The sequence below is a fragment of the Clostridium sp. UBA871 genome (assembly GCF_002295255.1).
Classification (GTDB): Bacteria; Bacillota; Clostridia; order Clostridiales; family Clostridiaceae; genus Clostridium_J; species Clostridium_J sulfidigenes.
In genome coordinates this window covers 562,677-585,770 of sequence record NZ_DBFV01000011.1, presented here as the reverse complement: position 1 = coordinate 585,770, position 23,094 = coordinate 562,677, and the positions used below count along the sequence as shown (strand labels likewise).

Sequence of the window (23,094 nt, the reverse complement as noted above, 5' to 3'; positions counted from 1 at the left end):
TCTACGCTTCTCCTGACTTTTTCATTATGTGAATGTCTTCTGGATAAATATCCATTCCGATTTCTGTACCTATAGAAAAGTTTTTAGTATTATGAAGAATAAAGTTCATACTCTCTTCCTCTACTTCTAATTCATAGTGAACTCCTTTAAATACAGAAGATTTTACTATCCCTTTTAAGTTTCCTTCTTCTTTATTTACTATTTTTATATCCTCTGGTCTTATTACCACATCTATATATTCATCTTTATCAAAGCCTTTATCAACACATTCAAATATACGTCCACAGAATTTAACCTTAAAGTCTTCTAACATTATTCCGTCTGTAATATTACTTTCTCCTATAAACCTAGCTACAAACTTATTCTCAGGTTCATTATATATATCTTCCGGAGTACCCATTTGTTGAATCACTCCCTTGTTCATTACTACCACAGTATCAGACATAGTTAGTGCTTCTTCTTGATCGTGGGTTACAAATACAAAAGTAATTCCCAATTGTTTTTGTATTCTTTTAAGCTCTATTTGCATTTCTTTTCTAAGCTTTAAGTCAAGAGCACCTAAAGGCTCATCAAGAAGTAATACCTTTGGCTCATTAACAATAGCTCTTGCTATAGCTACTCTTTGTTGCTGACCACCGCTTAGAGATTCAATTTTTCTTTTTTCAAAGCCCTTAAGATCTACTAATTTTAAAACTTCATTTACTTTTTTATCAATTTCGCTTTTAGAAAGTTTTTTTATTTTTAATCCAAAAGCTATGTTTTCATATACATTCATGTGAGGAAATAGTGCATATTTTTGAAACACTGTATTAATCTGTCTTTCATATGGAGGTAAGTCATTGATTTTCTTATCTTCAAATATAACTTCACCTTCATCGCAAGTTTCAAAACCTGCTAAAATTTTTAATGTAGTAGTTTTACCACAGCCACTTGGACCAAGTAATGTTATAAACTCATTCTTTTTTATCCCTAAAGTTATATTGTCTAAAACTTTGTTGTCTTCAAAGGTTTTAGATATACCTTTAATTTCAATTATATTATCACCCAACATAAACACCTCTTTTATAACATAATGCTAATTATACTTTTGTGTCACCTTATTAAATTTGTCTACTTAAAATGACGGTGGTGTACTTACCCATATTACTGTTGCCTCAGTTTTTCCTGTATTTGAAATATAATGATTAGACTTTGGCTTAAAATAAAAGCTTTCTCCCTTACGTATTTTATATACCTTATCTCCTAAATGCAGGTTTACAATACCATGAAGCACAAGTCCAAATTCCTCTCCCTCATGAGGAGTTTCTTCTTTGTATTTTCCATTTGGTTCTAATGTGAGCATTATAGGCTCCATCTGATTTTTTTGAGCATCTGGTACGAGCCACTTTAATCTATACTTTAGATCTTCATCCTCAGTTTCAAACATATCATCATTTGTAAACTTAACTCTTTCATTAATTTTCTCACTAAAGAATTCATTTAAATTTGTGCCTAGTATCTGAAGAATATCCATAAGTGTTGCAATAGATGGAGATGTGAGATCATTCTCAATTTGAGATATGAACCCCTTGGATAATTCACATCTGTTTGCAAGTTCTTCTTGTGTTAACTGTTTTTCGATTCTAAGACTTTTTATCTTCTCTCCAATTTGCACGATTCCACCTCAATCTTATGTATTATACTAAACCTTAAGTTTACATTTACTAAACAAACAATATTATTCTATATTTTTTTTATTAATAAATCAATAGATTTATTAAATTTTTTTTATATTTTCATGATTTTTTTTTCATAATGAACCTTTGAATATACCTTATGTTTATGAAAATATGTTTATATTAATATTCTTCATGTTTAGTAATACTAAGTATATTCCATAATAAAAACTTCCTAGTATTAATTGTACTAACCTTCTACCAAATACTAGAAAGACAATTTACTTTAACTATTTTAAAAAAATACTTTATAATCACAATAAATGCTATATATTTTTCATTGTAAAATAATGTAATTATTAACATTTTCCACAACTCTATCCACAATATAATTAACACTAAGTGGATAAATCTTAGATTATCAACCTTTTTTCTGAAAATTTACTTTATTTTATCCACAATTTATAAATTTTAAAAAAATAATAAACAACTAAGTAATTAACACCTTAGTTGTTTATTTTTCATTTGATTCTACTAGTTCTCACTTAATTCTTCCAAAAGCCTATCAAATTCTCTTATTTCAACCCAATCATAAAGATTAATGTTTTCCTTTGAATGATATACTCTGAAATCTTCTATGGATACTTTAACTTCATTTTCTCCATCAGTCGTGAACCATAGGTATTTTTCATTACAAGAATTCAATTCTTTTATTTCGCTAAAAGGGTTAATATCATCCTCATAATAAAATCTAACTCCACTTTCAGCAAGACTTGTATAGATGTCTATTATCCTATTATTAAGCTCATCCATAATTTTCCCTTCCTCCTAGGTTACAAATGTTTAATTAGTATTATAACCTACTTTAGCTAGAAATCTTCATTTTATTTTCTAGAGCATTCATAGCCATTATATATCCATATTCTCCAAAACCACATATCTGACCTATACATGCTGGAGCAGTAACTGATTTTTGTCTAAAATCTTCTCTATCATAAATCTGTGATAAATGAACTTCCACAGTATCTATGTTTACACTTTTTATAGCATCATAGATTGCATAACTATAATGGGTAAAGGCACCTGGATTAATTATTATTCCATCATATTTTTCATAGTATGCCCTTTGGATGAAGTTAATAATTTCTCCCTCTATATTGCTTTGTAACATCTCTATGTCATGTCCTAAGGATTTAGAGCATTCCTTTATGTAATTTTCAATCTTCTCAAAGCTTTTTGAGCCATATATATGTTTTTCCCTTATGCCCAAAAAATTCAGGTTAGGTCCATTTATAACCATAATTTTCATAGCAATCACCTCTTATAATTAACTAAACTCTCTATTTAAAATTTCATATATATCTTTAATTACTTGGTCATCAATAGAATTCTTTTGCCATATTTCCTGTGCTTTTACGCCTTGTCCTATGAGCATAGATAATCCCCCTACAACTTTTTTTCCTAACTCTTTTCCCTTTAATAAAAATTTTGTTTCTGATGGATTATATACTATATCTACAACTGTTTGAAAATTATTTATGATAGTATCATTAACAGGAGTGGCATCTTCATTAGGAAACATACCTACTGGAGTTGTATTAATTATCATATCTCCTTGAATTTCTTTTAACTGCTCATAACTTATTAGTTGAACTTTTTCATGATTTATTCCCTTATTTTTTTCTGGTGTCCTACTTACTATATAAACATTTTTAGCTCCATTGTCTAATAAATAACACACAGCAGCCTTTGTAGCTCCACCATTTCCCAAAATTACAGCTATTGAGTCTTGTATCTTAACATTATATACCTTTAACATATATCCAAAGCCATAGTAATCTGTGTTATAACCATATAGTTTATTATCCTCTAGTGATATTGTATTAACAGCACCTATCCTTTGTGCTTCTGGTGATATCTCATCTAAATACTTAATAATTTCTTCCTTGTAAGGAATAGTTACACTGGCTCCTTTAATTTTTAAAAGTTTAAGTGCATCTATGAATTTTTCTAAATTTCCTTTAGGTATTTCAAATAGTTTATATGCACCTTCTACTTCCATAGCCTGAAATATTATCTTATGTATTCTTGGTGATAAGCTATGTCCTAATTTCTCACCTAGTATGCCGTAAAACTCCATAACATTACTCCTTTATATATGATTAATTTAAATAACTTTACTTATGCTTTTTTATAATGCTCTCTTGCAAACTTCTACTTAACTCCATTATGCTTAAGAAAAATCTTCTTGCTAATAAATCATAGTTCTTATTTTTTAAATTGTCTACATTTTTTTTAATAACCTTTGATTCTCTCTCCTCATCATATATCGGTAAATCATTTTCTTTTTTACAATTAGCTACTCTTATAGCAACATCCATTCTTCTCTCAAATAGATTTATAAGTTCTTTATCAATCTCATCGATTTCTTTTCTACATTGCTCTAATTCATTCACTGCAATTCACCCTTTTCTAAATTATCTATATACATTAATTAAATTTTACTAATATATAATAACACTTATTTATATATTATTTCCACTAAAAATAAATAGACTCCTATAGGAATCTATCTTTTTATCTATATATTTTTACTTTACATAATATTTATTAAAGTTTTTTTATTCCAAGTTTTCTCTTTATTCTTCTTGTATTTCTAGCTATCCAACTTTCCTTATTTTTTTCTTCAAATTCTTGTAATTCACTGTCCATAGCCTGTCTTTCTAATTCTTCGATTAATTGATATCTTGCCATTTCAAAAATAGGTTCTAAAAGATTTTTTGTATCATAGTAACCTCTTTGAATTCTCTTGTTTTTAGACTCTTCATCTAGATTTAATAATCCATCTAATATTTTTGTTTCTATATCTGAAGGAATTAGTTCTATGATTTTTGCATCTGGAAAATCTTCTCTTTTTATTTTAGCTTCTTTAGATAATAGTACAGCTATTATTATATCACACCCTTCTTCATATACTGGTTTTATAGGAGTATTATCTACTAGTCCCCCATCTAAATATGTCTTTCCACCAATTTCTTCACTTTCATATATCATAGGAAGACAAGACGTTGCTAATAATATACTTCTAGCCTTTTCTTCTTCATAGTCATTTATTTTAAAATATTTAGCAGAGAACTCCGGCATTTCAGTACATGATACATAACATATTTTATTTGACTTTTTTAATTTATCAATATTTATATATTTCTCTATAATATCCTTAGCTCCATCCCTAGGAATATCACCCTGCTCTAATTTCTTTGTCATATATTTTTTTACTAAATTCATGTTTCTACTACCAATAGCGAGGGTTACGCCTTTCCTTATTAAGACTTTACTATTTACTGGTAACAACTTCTCTATAGTAACCTCTTGCCACATTTTCTTAGCTTCTTCAAAATCATCTTGAGCAAATAAAGCTGCATTTATAGCACCTATAGAAGTACCTGAAACTACTTTTATGTATTTATCTATATTTAACTCTTTTATAGCTTTCCATACTCCTATCTCATAAGCTCCTTTTCCGCCTCCACCAGATAATACTAATCCTACTCTCATTCCCCTTCATCCCCCATTAAAATATTATCTTGATTTTAAAATATTTATTAGCGACTTTTTATTATTATATCATTTTAAGAAAGTTTTTTACTTCATTTTCATATTTCTCTTGGTTAGTGGCATAACAAGTATTATGCTTAGCTCTTGGAATTATACATAAGCTTTTTATTCCCTTTTTAATTTCATACATTTCCATAGACATATAACATGGTATTAATTCATCTTCATCTCCATGAATGAACATAATTGGTACTTTGCTTTCCTTTACCATATCCATTGGACTTATTTCTCCTAAAGAAAAGCCACATACTTTTTTTATTTTATGATTAGCGAGATTATAGAAAGGGAAAAATGGAATCTTGTATTTATTTAACTTTCTTTTTATAACCTCTATTGCATTTGCATAAGCTGATTCCGATATTATAAAATCTATTTTATTCTTTCCTAAAACTGAATACATAAGACCAGTAGCAGCTCCCATAGAATGTCCATGTACACCTATAAAGCATTTCTCCCCAACTTTTTGTCTTATACAGCTTACCCATAAATCTAAATCTTCACACTCATATCTTCCATAGGTAGCATAAGTTCCTTCACTATTACCATGACCTCTTTGATCTACTAAAAGAATATTAAATCCTTCTTTTATAAAAAACTTTATATATTGGCAAGACCTGTAGTGGCCAACCAAGTATCCATGCAATAATATTATTATTTTTTTTGAAGGTAAATTACAGTTTAGATAATATCCTTTTAACTTATATCCATCTTTACTTTGTACAATTAGCTCTTCCAATTTTAACTTTTCATACTCATCAAGAGAATATAATCCCATGGTGTAAAGACTATTAAAGGTTTCTATCTTATCACGCTTTTTACCAAGAGTAGCATAATAAAATAAACAATTTATAGTTTTGATAAATATTATAAAAAGTACTGTCATTACAATTAATATATTAACTATTATCATAATTTGCTCCTATTATCATCTTATAATGTTTTAAAATAAAAAAACTTGTATTTAAAATACAAGTTTTTATTTTATATATTTTAGTAATCCCCTACTTTTTATAATTAATGCACCTTTAATTTCTTTTATAATGTCACATTATTTAATACTAAAGTCATAGACCTAAATCATTTTTTCTCTAGTAAAAACTAATTTAGTATTGCTACTTAATTCTTTATTATAGCAATAACCTTCTTCTTTAAAATTCTTTAAATCTTCTATATTATCTATATTATTTTTAACAATATAAGTTACCATAAGCCCCCTAGCCCTCTTAGTATATGTTCCTATAATCTTATATTTTCCCTCTATGTTTTCTTTAAATTCAACATCATAGACATTAATAGTATCTAGCTTACTTTTATCTATGGATTTAGAGTACTCTAGAGAGGCCAAATTCAAAATTGTCTTATCTTTTTTAAGATTTAAATCATGAACTATATTTTGAGTAATCTTTTTTGTCCAAAATTTATATAAATTCTCTTCAGGTATACCTCTTAACTTTGTAGCCATTTCTAGCCGATATTCTTTTATATTATCTAAAGGTCTTAAAACCCCAAATAAACCTGATAAAATCCTAATGTGCTTTTGTGCAAACTCTATGTTTGATCTGTCATATTCAAAAGGATTTATAGCTCTATATACTTCCCCACTAAATCCAAAAATAGCCTGTCTAGTATTTACTTGTTGGTCATAAAAGCATTGAAATCTATTATAATTTACCTTTGATAACTTATTACTAATTTTCATTATCTTAGCTATTTCTTGTAAATTGTAATTTTTAATTATATCTACTAATTCTCTTACTTCATTCATAAATACAGGTTCGGTACTTTCATCTATAAATATTTCTTTTTCAAAATCTAAAGATTTAGCTGATGATATTATTGTTATCATATGTTTTCTCCTAACTTTAAATATCCTAATTAAAATTCATTACTCTGGCAGTCTCTTTAATACATCTATTCCTTAATTACAATCCCTAAAATTCTCGAAAGCGATAGTGCTTGCATTGGAGTAACTACTATTCCATATAAATCTCTTACATCTCCAATAAGTCCTTCTATATCACTATTTCTAAAATCAATTCCTTTCACCATAGCCTTAGATATATCAATTTGCCTCATACTTACATTTTCAAAGTTTACTTTATTAAATTTACTATTTTCAAATATTACATTATTAAATGACGAATCTATAAAATTTACATTTTTAAGAGTAGAGAAAGATATGTTACTATAGTCACCGCTACACTGATTTAATGTGACATTTTGAATATTTGTATCTGTCAAATCTATACCTATAAGCTTACAGTTTTTCATTTCTACCCTATGCAGAATTCCATTATTTAAATTAGAATTTGATAAATCACAGTTTTCAAACTTTACATCTATAAATTCAATATGAGGAAATTTTACATTTCTAAAATCTACATTTTTAAATATAACTTCCGAAAATTCAACATGTGATGCACACTCATTACTTATGTCACAATTAAGCATCATTACATTATTAAAATAATCTTCATCATCTATATTCTTCTCTAAAGAATATACCTCTTCATTTATTGCTGTAATTTTAGGTAATAATACATTTTTTACTTTTCTTTCTTCCATATTTCTTCTAGCTATGTACTATATATACTTAACATAGCTAATCTTCACCCTCCTTCACTGTTTTCATTTAATCTAATTATTATCTATCATATTTAAATATTCCCCAGGTAATCTCAAAAACCTTCATAAACAGAGTTCTTAGCTTCTATGATGCTTAGAAATCGTTATCCAGGGACATAGCAGGTCTTTTACTTCCACTTTGAAAAAGGTGGGAGTATTAGAGCTGGTAGTCATCGGATAAACAGAGTTCTTAGCTTCTTTATAAGTCAAAGATATTTTAAAACAGATAATAATATATTCACATACCTACATAATCATTAATACAATAATCATATAAGCTACAACGGAGGTGTCTAATGTCTACATTCAGAATTATTGTATTTGATGGTGGAGGAATTCGTGGTGCCCTATCCACACGTATATTAAAACGCATTTATAATAAATATCCTGATATCTTAAAGTATACAAACTTATTTGCTGGTACTTCTACAGGTGCTTTAATAGCCTTAGCTCTAGCTTCTGGAAAGGATGGAAATTATGTTGATAACTTGTACAACTATGAGACTGTAAAAAGTATATTTTATCCTTCTCATCTTAACCTTTTCAGACCTAAATTTAATAATAAAAACTTAAGAGAAGTCATATTATCTGTATTTACAGAAGACCTTACCCTTGGGGATCTTGAAAAATATGTATTCATCCCATCCTTTAATGTAAAAGGTTTTTCATCCGATAACTGGCAATCTGTATTTTTTAATAACCTTTCTCGTGGTTCAACATACACATCTAAGGTTGTAGATGTGGCTTTAGCTAGCTCTGCCGCTCCTACTTATTTCCCTTCATACAAGAACTTTATAGATGGAGGTGTAATTGTAAATAATCCTACAGCCGCCTCTATGATTTCCGTAATGAAGCTCCTTAAGCCTAAACATTCACTATCTGATTTTCGTATATTATCTATTGGTACCGGCTCAACACTTAACCAAATAAAATCAGATACATCTTCTTGGGGTGCTCTCCAGTGGATGCTCAGACCAAAATGTAATGTTAAAACACCTTTGGTTTCAATTCTACTAAATGATACACCTCTAGAAGACTTATATTGCAAAGAGCTTATCGGTCCAAACTACTTTAGAATAAATCCTATACTAAAATATAAAATTCCTCTTGATGACTATTCAAAAGTTCCATTACTTAAAGATGCTGTGGACAATCTAGATCTTTCCGATACCTTTAAATTTATAGAAAATAATTTTTTACATTAGTACAGAATTAATTTAATATAAAAAGTTATTCTATAATAATTCCTTTTATCATTATAGAATAACTTTTTTATTTTTATGTACATTTTCTAATTAACTAACTTTATATAACTAAGAATAATTTTCATATTTTACAAGTTTATTTTTCCCTTCAGCTTTAGCTATATATAATGCTTCATCTGCAAAATTAATACATTGATCAATGCTCTTCTCTTTACCTGAATACATAAATACACCTAGGCTAGATGTTACTTTTAATTTAGATTTTTCTCTATAATATATATTAGCTCTTTCAATTGATGTTCTTATATTGTCACAGATTGAATAAATCTTTCTTTCACTTATACCTTGTAAAATCACTAAAAATTCTTCCCCACCATATCTCCCTGCAACTCCATGATTTTTAACATTATTTTTAATTATGCCTCCAACCATTTTTAATACACCGTCTCCATAACTATGTCCATACTTATCATTGATTAATTTAAAATCATCAATATCTATCATTATGACAGCTAATTTCTTTCGTTCTCTTTGACAATCCTTAAATATTTTTTCTCCCTTTTCAAATATTTCCATCCTAGACAGTAATCCCGTTAAAAAATCATGAGAAGAAAAATATTTAGTTCTATTATAAAGACAGGAATTCTCTAAAGCTATAGCAACATAGGATGCTAATATCTTTAATTTGTTTAAATCATTTTCTGTATATGCATTTTTCTTATAACTTTGTACATTTAAAAATCCTCTAACCTTATCCTCTAGAATTAAAGGACAATACATTGCTGATTGAGTATTATTATCACTTACTTTTACCTTAAGGGTTGGTACATACTTTTTATATTCTTTATACAGATCATTAATTAAAATAGTGCTTCTATTTCTAACACAGTAAGCTCCTATGCTTGTTTCATCTTCTATATGAACATTCTTTAAATTCAGCTTATTTCCTCTATCTATAAATAGTGCATAATCTAAAATCCCTTCTGATTCCTTAAGGGTAGAAACACCAACCACTTCTGCATCAATAATCATTGATATTTCTTTATGTATATTTTCTAATATATTATCAAAATTAAGATCTGAAGTTATTTTTTGCCCTATAGTTGATATTACTTTAATGTCATCATATAATGACTTGAATATAGCTGCTTCTTGCTTATTCTTTTCATTTTCTAAATCAGCAAGACTTAATTCACTAGTTATACAGTTCAATTCATTATTTATTTCAACATACTTCTCATAATACACTAATGCTTCCTTATATTTATTAATCTCCTTGTTAGATAAATACAGTCGTTTATATATATTTCTACTAATTAGTACGTATTTATTTTTTTCACATATTTCTAATGCCTTTACTAGCTTATTAATAGCTTCATCATATTTATTATTAATTAAATCACTCTGAGCCCAAGACTCTAATATGCTAGCTTGAACTTCATAATAATCCCTCTTTGTGGCATGCTCTAATGCAGCTGAATAATCTTCTTCTGCTTCCTTTTGATTGCCAGCCTTAAAATTAATTTTTCCCCTTATCCTTAAAGCTTCACTTCTTATAATTTCATAATTCAGCTTTTCTCCAATTTCAATAGATTCATTAATAAAATTTATGGCATTTTCTAAATTGCCAAGTTCACATTCAATTTCAGCAATAACTTGATACATATTTATTTTCAAATTATCATTATAACCATAAGGTATGTCTTGCAATGAATCTATAATTTTTTTAGCTTCATTATATTTTTCCAGATTTAGATAATTAACACAAATATTATTTAATATTATTAAAAAAAACTTATCATTTTTTATTTCTTTTGCTATTTTCAAAGCAATCTTTCCCCATTTTGTACTCAATTCACATAATCCTAATTGAAAGTAGGCACTCATAAGACCATTTGATACATATAATTTCCCTTTTTCATCACTTATGCTTTGAAATAATGTATTAGCTTTTAATAGCCACTGTACTCCCTTTTCATATGTACCTGAATAATTAAAATACCACCCTATAGTTCCACTACACCAAGCTATTCCTTTGATATTTTCATTTTCAGTACATATTTTTAAACCTTCATCTAATATACTTTTAGCGTTGTCTAGGTTAATTACTAGCTGTTCGTTAATATAATCTATAAATTGGTCTATGTAATCTGAATCTTCCCTAAGTCTATTTAGTACATCTTCTTTTGAATCTTTATACATAGATTTCATAACCCCCTATTTTTATTATGTTATAAGGTATTAATTATTCCTCTTCTTCTATGGCAAAATCTCTAGTAACATCTCTTACCCATTTCCCACTACTTACTCTTACTATACTAACCAAAGATTTTATTATCTCATCACACCTAATTATAAAAAATACAGCTACTATTGGTAACCCTAATATATCTACTGCTATGAATCCTCCTGGAATAGCTACACACCACATAAATATAATATCATTTAATAATACAAATCTTGCGTCTCCTCCACCTCTTAGAACTCCCATCATCATATTACTTCCTAAAGCTTGGAATATAACAATAATAGAGGTTACACTCATGATTTCCATAGCAATTAATTTTGTGCTTTGTGGAACATTGTAGAAGTTTACTATTACGGGCTTAATAACATATATTATTCCGCTGGCAATAAGCCCTGTAATTACACTAAATACACCTATTGTAAAGGCATATTCCATGGCTTTATTCTTTTTACCTTCACCTATGGTATTACCAATAATAACAGCTGCAGCATTAGATAATCCAAATATAAACACTGTTACAAATTGTTGTGCAACTCCATTTATACTATTAGCTGCTACTGTACTTGTTCCCATTTTTGCTACAATAACTGAAATCATAGAGGAGCCTGTAGACCAAAGCAATTCATTAAATAATACTGGTGTACATGTAGATACATAATCCTTTAATATAACCTTATCCACCTTTAATAGATGCTTAGGTCGTAATTTTATCTTCTTCTCAAAATAAATCATAAATATTATAACTATTATAAATTCTGTGATTCTTGCCATAACGGTAGCAATAGCTGCTCCTCTTATGCCTAATGCTGGGAATCCAAATTTTCCAAAAATAAATATCCAGTTAAAAAAAGCATTTACCAACAATGACACACTATATACTAACATTGAAATTTTTACCGTTTTTACAGAACGAAGCATCATTATTGTACAGTTTGTTAAACCATAGAATATGTATCCTATGCAGACTATTCTAAGATAGCTAGCCCCACCTTGTATAACAGCTATATCATTAGAAAATATACTCATGAACTGTGTTGGTAATAGTGCTGCTATGGCTATAAATATAATTATTATAACAGTACAAACTCTATACATAATTGCAAGTATCTTATGAATAGAATTTACATCTTTCTTCCCCCAATATTGAGATATCATAATATTTGATCCACTAGCTAGTCCAAAAAGTAGAATCATCAAAATAAAAAATAAATTATTTGCTAAAGCTACTGATGATAATTGGACTTCGCCTAAAGATCCTACCATTAAGGTATCTATCATACTTACTGCAAAAGTAATTAAGTTCTGTATAGCTATGGGTACTGATATACTAAAAAGTAATCTGTAAAATTTCTTATCTGTAGTTATTTTCATATAAATATTCTCCGTATTAATCCAATTTAATAAAATAATTATACCATATTTCACATATAAAATAACCATACATATTTCTACAAATGTGCATGGTATGTATGGTTATTTTAGAATAATAAATATATTAATGCAAATTTCTTTATTATGAATATATTAATAAAATTATTTATGCTCTTAGAAAATTTCATCAACTTCCAAAATACATATTTTCATCTATCTTCTTATTCTAGCTTTTCTTTCATTTATTCTCTCTTTAGCCTTTCTACGTTTTTCTTCATTAGCTATTTCTTTTTTTATTTTTTCATAACTTATAAATCTCTCCTTAGATAATTCTCCTCTTTCAATGGCTTGTTGAACAGCACATTTAGGTTCACTTTTATGCTTACAATCTGAAAAGTGACACTTCAATGCAAGATCTTCTATATCCTTAAAGGTGGCTTCTACGTCTCCCTGACTTAGCTGAAGTTCTCTCATTCCTGGAGTGTCTATTATAGCTCCCCCTGTTGGCAACACAAACAACTCTCTATGGGTTGTAGTATGCCTTCCTTTGTCATATTCATCAACTTCCTTAGTAATTTGTACTTCTTTTTCTAATAATTTATTTATTATAGTAGATTTTCCAACCCCTGAAGATCCAATAAAAACTACAGTATCATCGCTTTTTATAATATTCCTTACTACCTCTACACCTTCACCAGTTAAAGAACTTACACTTATCTTATCTATACCTAATGCCACCTGATCTAAGGATAATAATTTATCTTCTAAATCCTCACATAAATCTAATTTAGTTAATAAGATAACAGGTGTAGCACCACTATCCCATGCTATATTAATATATCTTTCTAATCTTCTTAGGTTAAAATTATTATTTAAAGACATTGTTATAAAAATCTTATCTATATTTGCAGCTAAAGCCTGTTCTTCACTTTTTACTCCTGCTACCTTTCTACAAATAAGCGTTTTTCTTTCTTGAATCTGATGTATTATTCCTTCTCCATAACCAAGCTCTTCATAATTAACCCAATCCCCTACAACTGGATAGTCCTTTTTATTAATTAATTCATATTGTAACTTCCCCGATAGGGTAGCTGATATTTCTCCCTTTTCAGTTATTATCTTGTATAAATTTCTATGCTGAGCATACACTCTTCCTATTGAATATTCATTTATATTATTTTCTCTCAACTATATAATCTCTCTTTCTAACTTTATACTTTAATTTATTTTCATTTAATAACACGTTGAACTTATGCCCTTTAGCTTTTTTATAATAACCTTATTGGTTAAAAAACTTTATTTTTGCATACAAAAAAACCTTGGATTAGGCTACTCCAAGGCATAAGTTCAAATTAAATATAGTTATAAAATTAGGATTATAATATTATTATACTTCTAAGGTTTTAAACTGAATATAATTGTTAATATTAATCCACTGAAACTAACATTTAAATCTTAAATTTGGAGCGGCTGTATATACTTCATCTAATATTAATCTTTCTCTGTTCATCATAATACAACAACTCCTTTCAAATTCGATTTATATATTTATAATATCAATACATATATTAAGCATACATCAAATATACATATTTGTAAATAATTAAATGACAAATTTCTATAAATATTTTTCATTTTTAGGATTTTATATAATTTAAAATGCTTATATATCCATCTTTATTATCTATTTATATAAATCTACGGCTAAACTTCTAAGTATTTCTTCATTAATAATTTCATATCCGTAATTGTCTTTTTTTAATACTTCCCTATTTATTAAATTATTTATAGTCCTTAATAGATGTCTATAGCTAGTTCCTAGCAACTCAGCAATTTCTGTTAATGTTTCATTAAATACAACTCTATTTCCTTCTTCCCTTGTTGCCATTATATAGCTAGCTAATCTGTTTTCCAGTGGATATAGTAAATTAATTGATCCATTCCTAGAAACTGTGTCCATTTTATTGCCTAATGAACTACAAATAAATCTTAGAAATTTAGCATCATTAAGTAGTTTTTCTCTTACCTTTTTAAAAGATAAGCCAATACAATAGGCCTCTTCTATAACTTCCATATTTGTAGTTGCCATTGTAAAATTAACTAGCTCTAAATCCCCTAGTACCATAAGTGGATAATAAAAACATATTAAAAGCGATTTACCATTTTTTAAACTAATATATACTTTAGCCTTCCCTTCTACAAAAAAGAATAAATAATCTATAGGCTCATCTTCTTTACATAAAAATTCATTTCTCTTAAAGTGAAATAATTCCATATATTCTCTCATATCACTGGTAAAGATATCATTAATATTGTATTTATTTATATATGTGTTCATAAGTTCTGAGTTATTTATTTTCTTCATATTTATCTCCTAAATCATATAAATTACTTATTAAAATTATTTCTCATCTTAAATACTTTCTTAATACAACTATGACATATGTCATAATACTTCTCAACTGCTTTATGATAAATTCAATATGTAACTAAAAGGGGGATTGTCATGAATATTTTTATTTCTATATTTATAGGTGCATTAATTTCAGTAATGCTTGTGTTTAATGGAACCTTATCAGGGACTATTGGTAATTATTCTTCCAGTGTACTCATTCACATAGTAGGTTTAATTACTATTATTACTGTATTATTTGCTACTAAGTCAAAATTAAAAATTCAAAAAGGTATTCCTATTTTATGGTACAGTGCTGGAGCCGTTGGAGTATTTACAGTGCTTTTTAGTAATATAAGTTTTATGGCTCTTGGTGCTTCTTTAAGCATTTCTCTAGGATTACTTGGTCAAGCAATTTCTTCTATTATCATTGATAACTATGGATTACTTGGAATGAAAAAGATTAAATTTAACGGTAAGAAGTTCATAGGTTTATCAATTATGATTATAGGTATCGTAATTATGACTATTTTTAAATAATGATAGGAGGTGAACTTTAATAAGATTATTTATTCTATAACCTTATTAAAGATAAATAATGATATATATTATAATTTCTATTTTAGCTGGTGTAACTATTGTTATAGGTAGAACTATAAATTCTAAATTAGCAGAGAAAATCGGTATATTTCAAGGAACCTTTTTTAACTATGTAGTTGGACTGTTTTTCTCAGTAGTATTTCTTTTATTCAGCAAAGAAACCTTTCCTTCAACCTTTAGTAGCTTTAGCACAATACCCTTCTTAGCATATTTAGGAGGACTCCTAGGAGTTATAACCATAGTTATTTCAAATTACATGACTCCGAGAATATCTTCTTTTTATCTAACTCTCTTTATATTTATTGGGCAATTATTTATGGGTATAGTAATTGACTATATCACCTTAGGTAAAGCATCTACAGGAAAAATTATTGGAGGTATTTTAGTTCTTATAGGGTTGGCCTATAATCTTATAGTAGATAAAAATGACACTACTTGTGATGAAAGTGAAATTCTCAAAGCATAGTCAAATGAATACATTCAAATTATTCATCAATAATAATAAGTCCAAGTATAAGTAATTAAAATAAAGATTACTTACGCCTGGACTTGAATTATTTTATAGATATCCTTTTATTTTAAATGCTCAATCCGATATCCGATTTCTTTATTGGCTAATCGATATCCTTCTTCTATTAATTCTTTCTCTGTAGGTGCAGTTCCAAGGATAGTATCTATAGTAACTTGATCTCTATCACTAAAATATTTATCTAATAGATTTCTTTCCATATCTTCCTGAGAAGCTAGAGAATAATCGTCTAATATATGTCCTACAGTGAATCCATGATCTCTTAAAGCTCTTCCCACTAAGATGCTTCTATGACATCTTATAGGATCTTGCATCGCACCTAATAATGCTATTCTATATCCTTTTTCACAGCCATCCTTTAGCCTTTGAATACCTTTTATAAAATCCTCTTCATATACTACCTTCTCGAAATCTGAATACCCTTCATCATAATAGGATATCCTATTTTCTCTCTTAGCAGCTAACTCTTTAGCCATATAGATATAAATAAAGCCTTCCTTCTTCAAAGTTTCCCTTATTGTTTCCTTGTCAAATTGAATATTATACTTTGAATAAGGAGTTCCTCTAATATCTACTACACAGTCAATGTTATAATGTCTTAGCATATGAATTAACTTCTCTACAGTATAATTAGAATGTCCTATTGTAAATATTTTCATAATCTTTTCTTCCTTTATTAGTATAATCTATATTATTCATCACTCCTCTCTTTTCATACCCTTGATAATACTTATTATACTATAATTATGTAACCTCACAAATTTATGAGCATAATATGATTTTATAGAGTTATTGGAAGTGATGTTATGACAGGTGTTATTCTATACACTTTAGCTTTAGTGCTACTTCTTATTTCTTTAATCAAAGATAAGAAGAAAACTATTAAGGCTCTAAAAATTTCCCTTAAATCCTTTGAAAACATAATGCCTCAATTTTTAGGTATCATTATCACTGTAGGAATTCTCCTTGCTATAGTAGATGCAGCTACCATATCAAAATTAATGGGTTCTAATTCTGGGTTTTTAGGAGTTATTATTTCTTCTATTACTGGTTCCATAACTATGATGCCAACTTTTGTAGCCTTTTCATTAGGTAATACACTACTTGAAAGTGGAGCGGGTTATCCACAAGTGGGAGCTTTAATTTCTACTCTAACCATGGTTGGTATCATGACATATAGCTTAGAGTCAAAATATATAGGTAAAAAAGCTGCCTTTCTTAGAAATTTTATAGCCTTTGTCTTTTCCTTTGTAGTAGCTTTCTTTATTGGAAAGGTGGTGACTTTATTTTGATTAGACTACTTAACTTTCTAAAAAGGTATTCCTTTTTCCTTTTAAGTTTATTAATACTTATCTTAGTATTCGTCTTTAATTGGGACTTAGGAACTAAAAGCTTTATTAATGCTCAATCTAGCTTTATTCAGATGTTATCTGTACTTCCACCTATTATGATTCTTCTTGGCCTTATTGATGTGTGGGTTCCAAAAGAAGTATTAATGAAATATATGGGGAAGAACTCCGGATTTACTGGTGTTTTAATTGCTATTCTTATTGGCTCTATAGCTGCTGGCCCCATGTATGCTGCATTTCCTTTTACTGCAGTGCTTTTAAAAAAAGGAGTTAAATTTAGTAATATTATTATTTTTATGAATGCTTGGTGTGTTACTAAAATTTCTACATTACTCTTCGAAATTTCCGCTATAGGTTATGCCTTTACCCTATCTAGATTAGTAATTGATATACCTGGAGTCATCATAATGGGTTATTTAGTTGAAGGGCTTATGAAAAAAGAAGATATAGATAATCTATATTTACGTTATGATACTTAAGAAGTATAAAAATTAAGGAGTTACTAAGTCAACTAAGGTTTTAGTAACTCCTTTAATTCTGATTTAATTTTTATACACAATACAATCAAATAAGCAATATAGACATAATTATATTACTTATTATAAATACTATAAGTCCTCCCACAGCTATCCAAGACTTTGGATGAGCAAAGTTTACTGTCCAACCTACACCCAATCTTTTCTCTACCATCCAAGCTGGATCATTTTTATTATAATAAATGCTTCCTAGTATCCATTTATCATCATCATCTTTATATAACTCATCTTTTTCACCTTTTGTTTCGATATTTCTTCCACCTTGACCAATTTTGATAAAAATAATGATAAATATAATCATAGTTATCATGAAAATTACCATAAATACATAGTTAATTATCATAGGATCAAAGTTAAATAATATAGATGCTTGAATTAACGAAAACATAATAAGCATTTGTAGTATCATTACCATCATTAATATTGACCCTATTTTTTTAAACTTCCTCTTTCGAATAATGGCCTTCTCAATACTTCCACTATTTAAATCCACCTTAGAATTAATAATCACTTTGTTTATTCCATATAATAATGCTGTTAAAAAAATTTGAACAATTGGAAATTGATATATTATAAAATGACCTCTTAAAGTCTCCTTTTTAAACACCCCAAAGCTAGTATAAGGAATCTCCATCACCTTAGGTAATGCATCATATCTATACATAGTTACTAAAATACTTACTAAAGGAAAGATAAATAATAATAAAAACCATTTTGAGTCTATAGGTTTTATCTTTTCATCCTTTTTAGGCTTTCTTAGAGTAGTCTCTACCACTACTACATTTCTTTTAGTATAAGTCCAGTCTCTATGCTTTTTTAAGGTTTTAACCTTTTTATAATATGGAATATATACTATAAAGCTTATTATTAAACTACCTATAATAAGTATTGCCATTATAAATCCTAAAGTATTTTCACTATAGTTATCAAGATTAAAGAATAAAATATTTACTCCTAAAAGCATAATAAAAAATATGATTGAAATAATTATTCTATAAGATTTTTCTATATCTTTTAGCTCCTTTTCTTCTTGATATTCCTTAGGAAATCTCACTCCAAAGAAAATGCCACTATTAGATGTTTTGTTCACAAAAAAACTAGTTAAAAATATAAATAATAACATAAAATTCATAAATACTAAGAATAACCATTTATCCATATTAGCTATCCTCCTTCTTAAATCCACTAAAAATAGCGTCAATATAGCTCTTTATATCTTCTTTACTTATGCCTCTATTAAAGCATTCAGCCATATAATACTCTAGTTCATAATTTAAACTTTCTCTAAACTCCTCATTAGAGCTTTTTAAGCTACGAGATACAAAAGCTCCTTTTCTTCTATCTATTTTAATATAACCTTCATCCTTTAAAAGTGAATATGCTTTATTAACTGTATGCATATTCACTCCAATATCATCAGCTAACCCTCTAACGGATGGAAGTTCTTCGCCTTCTTCTAGTTCCCCTCTTGCTATACCTTCAACTACCTGATTCTTTATCTGGACATATATAGGTATATCTGAGTCAAAGTCTATTTTTAAAATCAAAATCTCATCTCCTATTTAACTCCTTAGTTTATTAAACAACTTTTCTCCCTTAGTTTTCAATATTGTACATACTAATAATATCAAAAGTACTAGTAGTAATGCTATAACCCCTAGATATAAATTTATATTTGTAATCGCAAATACCTTGTTAATTCCAATAGTTATAAAAATCACTACAACTACAAGCACTGCTCCCATAAGAATACTTATCATAGAACTTAAACTTTGCTTTACAACCTGTACTTCTGAAGTCCAGTCTAACTTAGGGAAAAACAAGTTAATCAAAAGGCCCCCAACTGATACTAAAATAGCTAATAGTGTAGGAATTAATATAGTCCACATAAAATTTATTAGGGTTAACTTAAAGGCTATGGCAAACATAATTGAATCCACTACTATAGTTGGTATTAGTAAAAGAATATTAACTCCTATCTTACCAATGAATATATCTTTAACTTCTAGTGGAGATGATTTTAAAATCCACAAATTTCTTCCTTCAATTGATATAGATGAACCTGTAGTGCAAGTTAATCCTATACCAAAGGATAATATTATAAGTGGTGCAAATTGCATTACCTGTTTTAATAGTGGTGCTAGTACCTGAAGGTCTGAATCACTAGATTGTGCCATCTGATCTATGAGAAAATCTCCTCCCATAACTAGAGATGATACAGCTGCTACCGTTACTAAAACTATACCTATTATTGTATTTGTAACATATACAGAAGATGAAAAATATCTCTTAAATTCTTTCTTTATTAAGGCTCCCCTTAAAGTATTTGTTTTTAAGGATGTTAATTTATAATTAGATCTTTTAAAAGTTTCTCCTAACCTTAAATTTATTGACTTAAAGCTTTTAGCAAAGATTATTAAAAATATTATGAAAGGAATTATAGACCATAAAATAAATTTTGTCATAGATAATAAGCTTAAATTAGCTAAAGCATCCGTAAAGTAATAAGAAGGTGGATAAATAGTTTTTATCCCTTGGATTATAGATGTACTGTTCTCTATAACTATATTTATAATCTTATCCATTTTAAATGAACCTATCATTACTACAACTACAACTATCAAGGTTCCTATATTTAAAATTAAAGTTTTACGTTTCATTCTTGAAGATACATAGCTAAGAGCAAAGGCTATAATAGCTGCCATAACTATAGGTATAAGCGGAATAAAAATTATTCCTATGAATAAATAAATAAAAAATATAATACTTGTACCTGATTTCATAAAATAAACTATAGCTGGTGGAATTGTTACTAGTGCTACAAATAAATAATTCAATAATAATAATTCAATCATCTTACTAGCTAAGATTATACCTGGTTTTATAGGTAAACTCATTAAGGTTTCAAAATCCCTTGATGAAAAAAGAACACCCTGAGCCTTGTATACAGATGTAAACAATGAAAACATAGTACTAAGAAGCATTGCACTCATCAAAATAAGACTTAAATATCCATACTGACCCAATTGCTCTACTATAGCCAAGGAATACATTACAATTAACATACCTATAGAAAATATGCCTAGTAGTATTGCTAAAAATATGGATATGTTTTTTACTTTTTCACTCTTTGATTCTTCCTTTAGGAATTTATTTATTCCCCAAGTATTCCTAATGTTATTTTTTAATAGAACTTTTAAATTACTCATTGTCAATCAACTCCATAAATATTTCTTCTAGACTACCATCACCTTTAACTTTATTGGTGTCTCCTGAAGCTACTATCTTTCCACCTTTAATGATAGCTATCTTATCACATAATTTTTCAGCAACTTCCAGTACGTGGGTAGAGAAAAATATAGCTCCCCCTTCATTACATAATTCTCTCATGAATCCTTTTAAAATATGTGCTGCTTTAGGATCAAGTCCAACAAAAGGTTCATCTAGAATTAGTAATTTAGGCTTATGAATAAGTGCTGATATAAGGGCTAACTTTTGCTTCATCCCATGAGAATAGGATGAAATTAGATCTCCTAGAGATTTTGTAAGTTCAAAGGCTTCACTATACTTTTTTATAAGTGTCTCCCTTTCTTCCTTTGATACCTTAAAAATATCTCCTATGAAATTCAAATATTGTATACCTGTTAATGAATCATATAAATCCGGGTTATCCGGAATATATGCTATATCCTTCTTACACTCTATTGGACTAGTCTTTATAGAATTACCATTTATTAAAATTTCTCCTTCTTCAAAATCTAAAATTCCTACTGCAGCTTTAATGGTAGTAGTTTTTCCAGCACCATTATGACCAATAAATCCAAATATATCTCCTGGTTTCACTTCAAGAGATATACTATCTACAGCTTTTTTACTACCACTATAAGACTTTGAAAAATTATTTATCTTTAACATTTTACATACCACCTTATTTGTTATATCTGTTATATATAATATATAACAGATGTAACAAATATTCAAGTGCCTAATAGATCTTTTCATAACTTACTTTTAATAGTTTTTCTAAATAAAAAAGGGCTTTCACAAAATATTGCTAATCTTTATAAAGTGCTTCGCATTTATATAAGATTTAGTTCATTTTGTGAAAATCCCTTTTAATTAAGGCATCTAAAAATAAATAATAAGTCAAAGATGCGCAGTATATTTTGAGTTAGACAAGGAAATAAGTTCCGCATATAGTAGCACTATCTAAGCATTCTGTTGACGCAGTATAAACAGATTTCTTTGCTTCAGAGGGGGTTTTTACTCCCACTGAAGCTTATTAACTGAACTCCTAGTATCAGTATTTTCGATACTTAGAATTCGTTGTCCTTTAGGGGAAATCGTTAGCTAGGGGCGTCTCTCACTTTGAAGTAGATGTGAGTATTAGATCGGGTAGTCATCAGATAATATAAAATAGACGATCATTCTGACTTATTTATTTTTTGAAGATGCCTAACCTATTCTATATAAATAGTGCTTCCCTTTGGAACATTATCATATATCCATTTTGCATTTTCCTTTGCAAGCCTTATACATCCATCAGAAATCCTCATTCCTAATCTTCCATCTCTCACTGTTCCATTTAAATTATATATTATAGAATGAAAAAGGTAATTTCCCTTGATTTGTGTATAATAATAGCATTTATAACCATGCTCTACTCCAAAGTATGGTCCTTTTATACCGACCTTAAAGGTACCTTTTATAGTTGGTGTAGATGATTTTCCTATTGAACATATATAAGACTTTACTAAAGACCACTGATTACCCTTCTTTTTAAATACATTAGTCCTAAATTTATTAAGCTCTACATATATTAAATATTCAGTATCACTTTTCAATTCTTTTGAATTTACTAGTTGTGTAGCTGTTGTATTATAGTCACTCCTATATACCCCCTGTATTCTCATTCTTATAGAGTTTACTTTACATTTAACTAAACTTAATGTACCTTTTACATATT

At 28.2% G+C, this 23,094-nt stretch carries 25 protein-coding genes; 5 read left to right on the top strand and 20 right to left on the bottom strand.

Translation table 11 applies throughout. The features are described 5' to 3' along the window. Position 1: 1 nt before the first annotated feature. The 10 genes from potA to B3086_RS15820 form a co-directional block, all read right to left on the bottom strand. The gene (potA, locus tag B3086_RS15865) at positions 2–1,051 is read right to left on the bottom strand and encodes a spermidine/putrescine ABC transporter ATP-binding protein (protein ID WP_346877266.1); all 1,050 of its coding nucleotides are present in this window, start codon (positions 1,049–1,051) and stop codon (positions 2–4) included. A gap of 63 nt (positions 1,052–1,114) precedes the next feature. Next, positions 1,115–1,654, bottom strand: a complete 540-nt coding sequence (locus B3086_RS15860) for a helix-turn-helix domain-containing protein (RefSeq protein ID WP_035130168.1) — start codon at positions 1,652–1,654, stop codon at positions 1,115–1,117. A gap of 535 nt (positions 1,655–2,189) precedes the next feature. Next, positions 2,190–2,468, bottom strand: coding sequence for a hypothetical protein (locus tag B3086_RS15855; RefSeq protein ID WP_346847363.1), 279 nt, complete (start codon positions 2,466–2,468; stop codon positions 2,190–2,192). A gap of 52 nt (positions 2,469–2,520) precedes the next feature. Then, on the bottom strand, positions 2,521–2,964 hold the full coding sequence (aroQ, locus tag B3086_RS15850; RefSeq protein ID WP_150846162.1) for a type II 3-dehydroquinate dehydratase: 444 nt from the start codon (positions 2,962–2,964) through the stop codon (positions 2,521–2,523). An 18-nt stretch (positions 2,965–2,982) separates the two neighbouring features. Next, entirely contained in the window at positions 2,983–3,795 is an 813-nt protein-coding gene (gene aroE / locus B3086_RS15845; RefSeq protein ID WP_346847362.1) for a shikimate dehydrogenase, read from the bottom strand. A 37-nt stretch (positions 3,796–3,832) separates the two neighbouring features. Further along, complete coding sequence (locus tag B3086_RS15840; protein ID WP_346847361.1) at positions 3,833–4,111, bottom strand: chorismate mutase; 279 nt, start codon at positions 4,109–4,111, stop codon at positions 3,833–3,835. A 154-nt stretch (positions 4,112–4,265) separates the two neighbouring features. Next, entirely contained in the window at positions 4,266–5,213 is a 948-nt protein-coding gene (locus B3086_RS15835; RefSeq protein WP_346893892.1) for a patatin-like phospholipase family protein, read from the bottom strand. A 64-nt stretch (positions 5,214–5,277) separates the two neighbouring features. After that, complete coding sequence (locus B3086_RS15830) at positions 5,278–6,183, bottom strand: alpha/beta hydrolase (protein ID WP_346847359.1); 906 nt, start codon at positions 6,181–6,183, stop codon at positions 5,278–5,280. Positions 6,184–6,345: 162 nt separating this feature from the next. Then, a complete protein-coding gene (gene yaaA / locus B3086_RS15825) occupies positions 6,346–7,119 on the bottom strand; it encodes a peroxide stress protein YaaA (protein WP_346893890.1) in 774 nt (257 codons plus the stop codon). A 65-nt stretch (positions 7,120–7,184) separates the two neighbouring features. After that, a complete protein-coding gene (locus tag B3086_RS15820) occupies positions 7,185–7,838 on the bottom strand; it encodes a pentapeptide repeat-containing protein (RefSeq protein ID WP_346847357.1) in 654 nt (217 codons plus the stop codon). A 356-nt stretch (positions 7,839–8,194) separates the two neighbouring features. On the opposite strand from B3086_RS15820, the gene B3086_RS15815 reads away from it, so the two are divergent. Next, positions 8,195–9,103, top strand: a complete 909-nt coding sequence (locus tag B3086_RS15815) for a patatin-like phospholipase family protein (protein WP_346877264.1) — start codon at positions 8,195–8,197, stop codon at positions 9,101–9,103. 108 nt (positions 9,104–9,211) lie between these two features. Here the strand turns inward: B3086_RS15815 and B3086_RS15810 are convergent, their stop codons facing one another. The 4 genes from B3086_RS15810 to yeiL form a co-directional block, all read right to left on the bottom strand. Then, positions 9,212–11,305 carry a GGDEF domain-containing protein gene (locus B3086_RS15810; RefSeq protein ID WP_346847355.1) on the bottom strand — a complete coding sequence of 698 codons (2,094 nt, stop codon included), beginning with the start codon at positions 11,303–11,305 and terminating at the stop codon, positions 9,212–9,214. A gap of 43 nt (positions 11,306–11,348) precedes the next feature. Next, positions 11,349–12,722, bottom strand: coding sequence for an MATE family efflux transporter (locus tag B3086_RS15805; RefSeq protein ID WP_346847354.1), 1,374 nt, complete (start codon positions 12,720–12,722; stop codon positions 11,349–11,351). Positions 12,723–12,935: 213 nt separating this feature from the next. After that, a complete protein-coding gene (rsgA, locus tag B3086_RS15800) occupies positions 12,936–13,910 on the bottom strand; it encodes a ribosome small subunit-dependent GTPase A (RefSeq protein WP_346879486.1) in 975 nt (324 codons plus the stop codon). A 496-nt stretch (positions 13,911–14,406) separates the two neighbouring features. Then, positions 14,407–15,087, bottom strand: a complete 681-nt coding sequence (gene yeiL, locus B3086_RS15795; protein ID WP_346847352.1) for a transcriptional regulator YeiL — start codon at positions 15,085–15,087, stop codon at positions 14,407–14,409. Between the two features lie 141 nt (positions 15,088–15,228). On the opposite strand from yeiL, the gene B3086_RS15790 reads away from it, so the two are divergent. Then, on the top strand, positions 15,229–15,654 hold the full coding sequence (locus tag B3086_RS15790; protein WP_346847351.1) for a DMT family transporter: 426 nt from the start codon (positions 15,229–15,231) through the stop codon (positions 15,652–15,654). A 58-nt stretch (positions 15,655–15,712) separates the two neighbouring features. Then, positions 15,713–16,180 (top strand): DMT family transporter, encoded by a 468-nt coding sequence (locus B3086_RS15785; RefSeq protein WP_346847350.1) that lies wholly within the window; start codon positions 15,713–15,715, stop codon positions 16,178–16,180. Between the two features lie 107 nt (positions 16,181–16,287). Here B3086_RS15785 and B3086_RS15780 read toward each other — a convergent pair whose 3' ends face one another. Beyond that, positions 16,288–16,902 carry a DUF488 domain-containing protein gene (locus B3086_RS15780; RefSeq protein WP_346879485.1) on the bottom strand — a complete coding sequence of 205 codons (615 nt, stop codon included), beginning with the start codon at positions 16,900–16,902 and terminating at the stop codon, positions 16,288–16,290. A 147-nt stretch (positions 16,903–17,049) separates the two neighbouring features. Here B3086_RS15780 and B3086_RS15775 point away from each other — a divergent pair, with 147 nt between their 5' ends. Both B3086_RS15775 and B3086_RS15770 read left to right on the top strand, forming a co-directional pair. Continuing rightward, positions 17,050–17,535, top strand: a complete 486-nt coding sequence (locus tag B3086_RS15775; RefSeq protein WP_346847348.1) for a permease — start codon at positions 17,050–17,052, stop codon at positions 17,533–17,535. 53 nt (positions 17,536–17,588) lie between these two features. Further along, positions 17,589–18,071: a permease gene (locus B3086_RS15770; RefSeq protein WP_414632302.1), complete on the top strand. Its 483-nt coding sequence runs from the start codon at positions 17,589–17,591 to the stop codon at positions 18,069–18,071. 85 nt (positions 18,072–18,156) lie between these two features. On the opposite strand, the gene B3086_RS15765 is transcribed toward B3086_RS15770, so the two are convergent. The 5 genes from B3086_RS15765 to B3086_RS15745 all read right to left on the bottom strand — a co-directional run bounded on the left by B3086_RS15765 (position 18,157) and on the right by B3086_RS15745 (position 23,041). Then, a complete protein-coding gene (locus B3086_RS15765; RefSeq protein ID WP_346847346.1) occupies positions 18,157–19,287 on the bottom strand; it encodes a DUF5808 domain-containing protein in 1,131 nt (376 codons plus the stop codon). Position 19,288: 1 nt separating this feature from the next. Continuing rightward, a complete protein-coding gene (locus B3086_RS15760) occupies positions 19,289–19,675 on the bottom strand; it encodes a GntR family transcriptional regulator (protein ID WP_346893888.1) in 387 nt (128 codons plus the stop codon). Between the two features lie 15 nt (positions 19,676–19,690). Beyond that, the gene (locus B3086_RS15755; protein ID WP_346893886.1) at positions 19,691–21,337 is read right to left on the bottom strand and encodes an ABC transporter permease; all 1,647 of its coding nucleotides are present in this window, start codon (positions 21,335–21,337) and stop codon (positions 19,691–19,693) included. Further along, positions 21,330–22,043: an ABC transporter ATP-binding protein gene (locus B3086_RS15750; protein WP_346847343.1), complete on the bottom strand. Its 714-nt coding sequence runs from the start codon at positions 22,041–22,043 to the stop codon at positions 21,330–21,332. The genes B3086_RS15755 and B3086_RS15750 overlap by 8 nt, the downstream gene beginning before the upstream one ends. A gap of 545 nt (positions 22,044–22,588) precedes the next feature. Beyond that, positions 22,589–23,041 (bottom strand): L,D-transpeptidase, encoded by a 453-nt coding sequence (locus tag B3086_RS15745; protein ID WP_346847432.1) that lies wholly within the window; start codon positions 23,039–23,041, stop codon positions 22,589–22,591. Positions 23,042–23,094: the final 53 nt, after the last annotated feature.

Coding starts and splice junctions, on each gene's coding strand:
- potA (WP_346877266.1), bottom strand. CDS start 1,051: ATGTTGGGTGATAATATAATTGAAATTAAAGGTATATCTAAAACCTTT.
- B3086_RS15855 (WP_346847363.1), bottom strand. CDS start 2,468: ATGGATGAGCTTAATAATAGGATAATAGACATCTATACAAGTCTTGCT.
- aroQ (WP_150846162.1), bottom strand. CDS start 2,964: ATGAAAATTATGGTTATAAATGGACCTAACCTGAATTTTTTGGGCATA.
- aroE (WP_346847362.1), bottom strand. CDS start 3,795: ATGGAGTTTTACGGCATACTAGGTGAGAAATTAGGACATAGCTTATCA.
- B3086_RS15835 (WP_346893892.1), bottom strand. CDS start 5,213: ATGAGAGTAGGATTAGTATTATCTGGTGGAGGCGGAAAAGGAGCTTAT.
- B3086_RS15830 (WP_346847359.1), bottom strand. CDS start 6,183: ATGATAATAGTTAATATATTAATTGTAATGACAGTACTTTTTATAATA.
- yaaA (WP_346893890.1), bottom strand. CDS start 7,119: ATGATAACAATAATATCATCAGCTAAATCTTTAGATTTTGAAAAAGAA.
- B3086_RS15820 (WP_346847357.1), bottom strand. CDS start 7,838: ATGGAAGAAAGAAAAGTAAAAAATGTATTATTACCTAAAATTACAGCA.
- B3086_RS15815 (WP_346877264.1), top strand. CDS start 8,195: ATGTCTACATTCAGAATTATTGTATTTGATGGTGGAGGAATTCGTGGT.
- B3086_RS15810 (WP_346847355.1), bottom strand. CDS start 11,305: ATGTATAAAGATTCAAAAGAAGATGTACTAAATAGACTTAGGGAAGAT.
- B3086_RS15805 (WP_346847354.1), bottom strand. CDS start 12,722: ATGAAAATAACTACAGATAAGAAATTTTACAGATTACTTTTTAGTATA.
- yeiL (WP_346847352.1), bottom strand. CDS start 15,087: ATGAAGAAAATAAATAACTCAGAACTTATGAACACATATATAAATAAA.
- B3086_RS15790 (WP_346847351.1), top strand. CDS start 15,229: ATGAATATTTTTATTTCTATATTTATAGGTGCATTAATTTCAGTAATG.
- B3086_RS15785 (WP_346847350.1), top strand. CDS start 15,713: ATGATATATATTATAATTTCTATTTTAGCTGGTGTAACTATTGTTATA.
- B3086_RS15780 (WP_346879485.1), bottom strand. CDS start 16,902: ATGAAAATATTTACAATAGGACATTCTAATTATACTGTAGAGAAGTTA.
- B3086_RS15775 (WP_346847348.1), top strand. CDS start 17,050: ATGACAGGTGTTATTCTATACACTTTAGCTTTAGTGCTACTTCTTATT.
- B3086_RS15765 (WP_346847346.1), bottom strand. CDS start 19,287: ATGGATAAATGGTTATTCTTAGTATTTATGAATTTTATGTTATTATTT.
- B3086_RS15755 (WP_346893886.1), bottom strand. CDS start 21,337: ATGAGTAATTTAAAAGTTCTATTAAAAAATAACATTAGGAATACTTGG.
- B3086_RS15750 (WP_346847343.1), bottom strand. CDS start 22,043: ATGTTAAAGATAAATAATTTTTCAAAGTCTTATAGTGGTAGTAAAAAA.
- B3086_RS15745 (WP_346847432.1), bottom strand. CDS start 23,041: ATGAGAATACAGGGGGTATATAGGAGTGACTATAATACAACAGCTACA.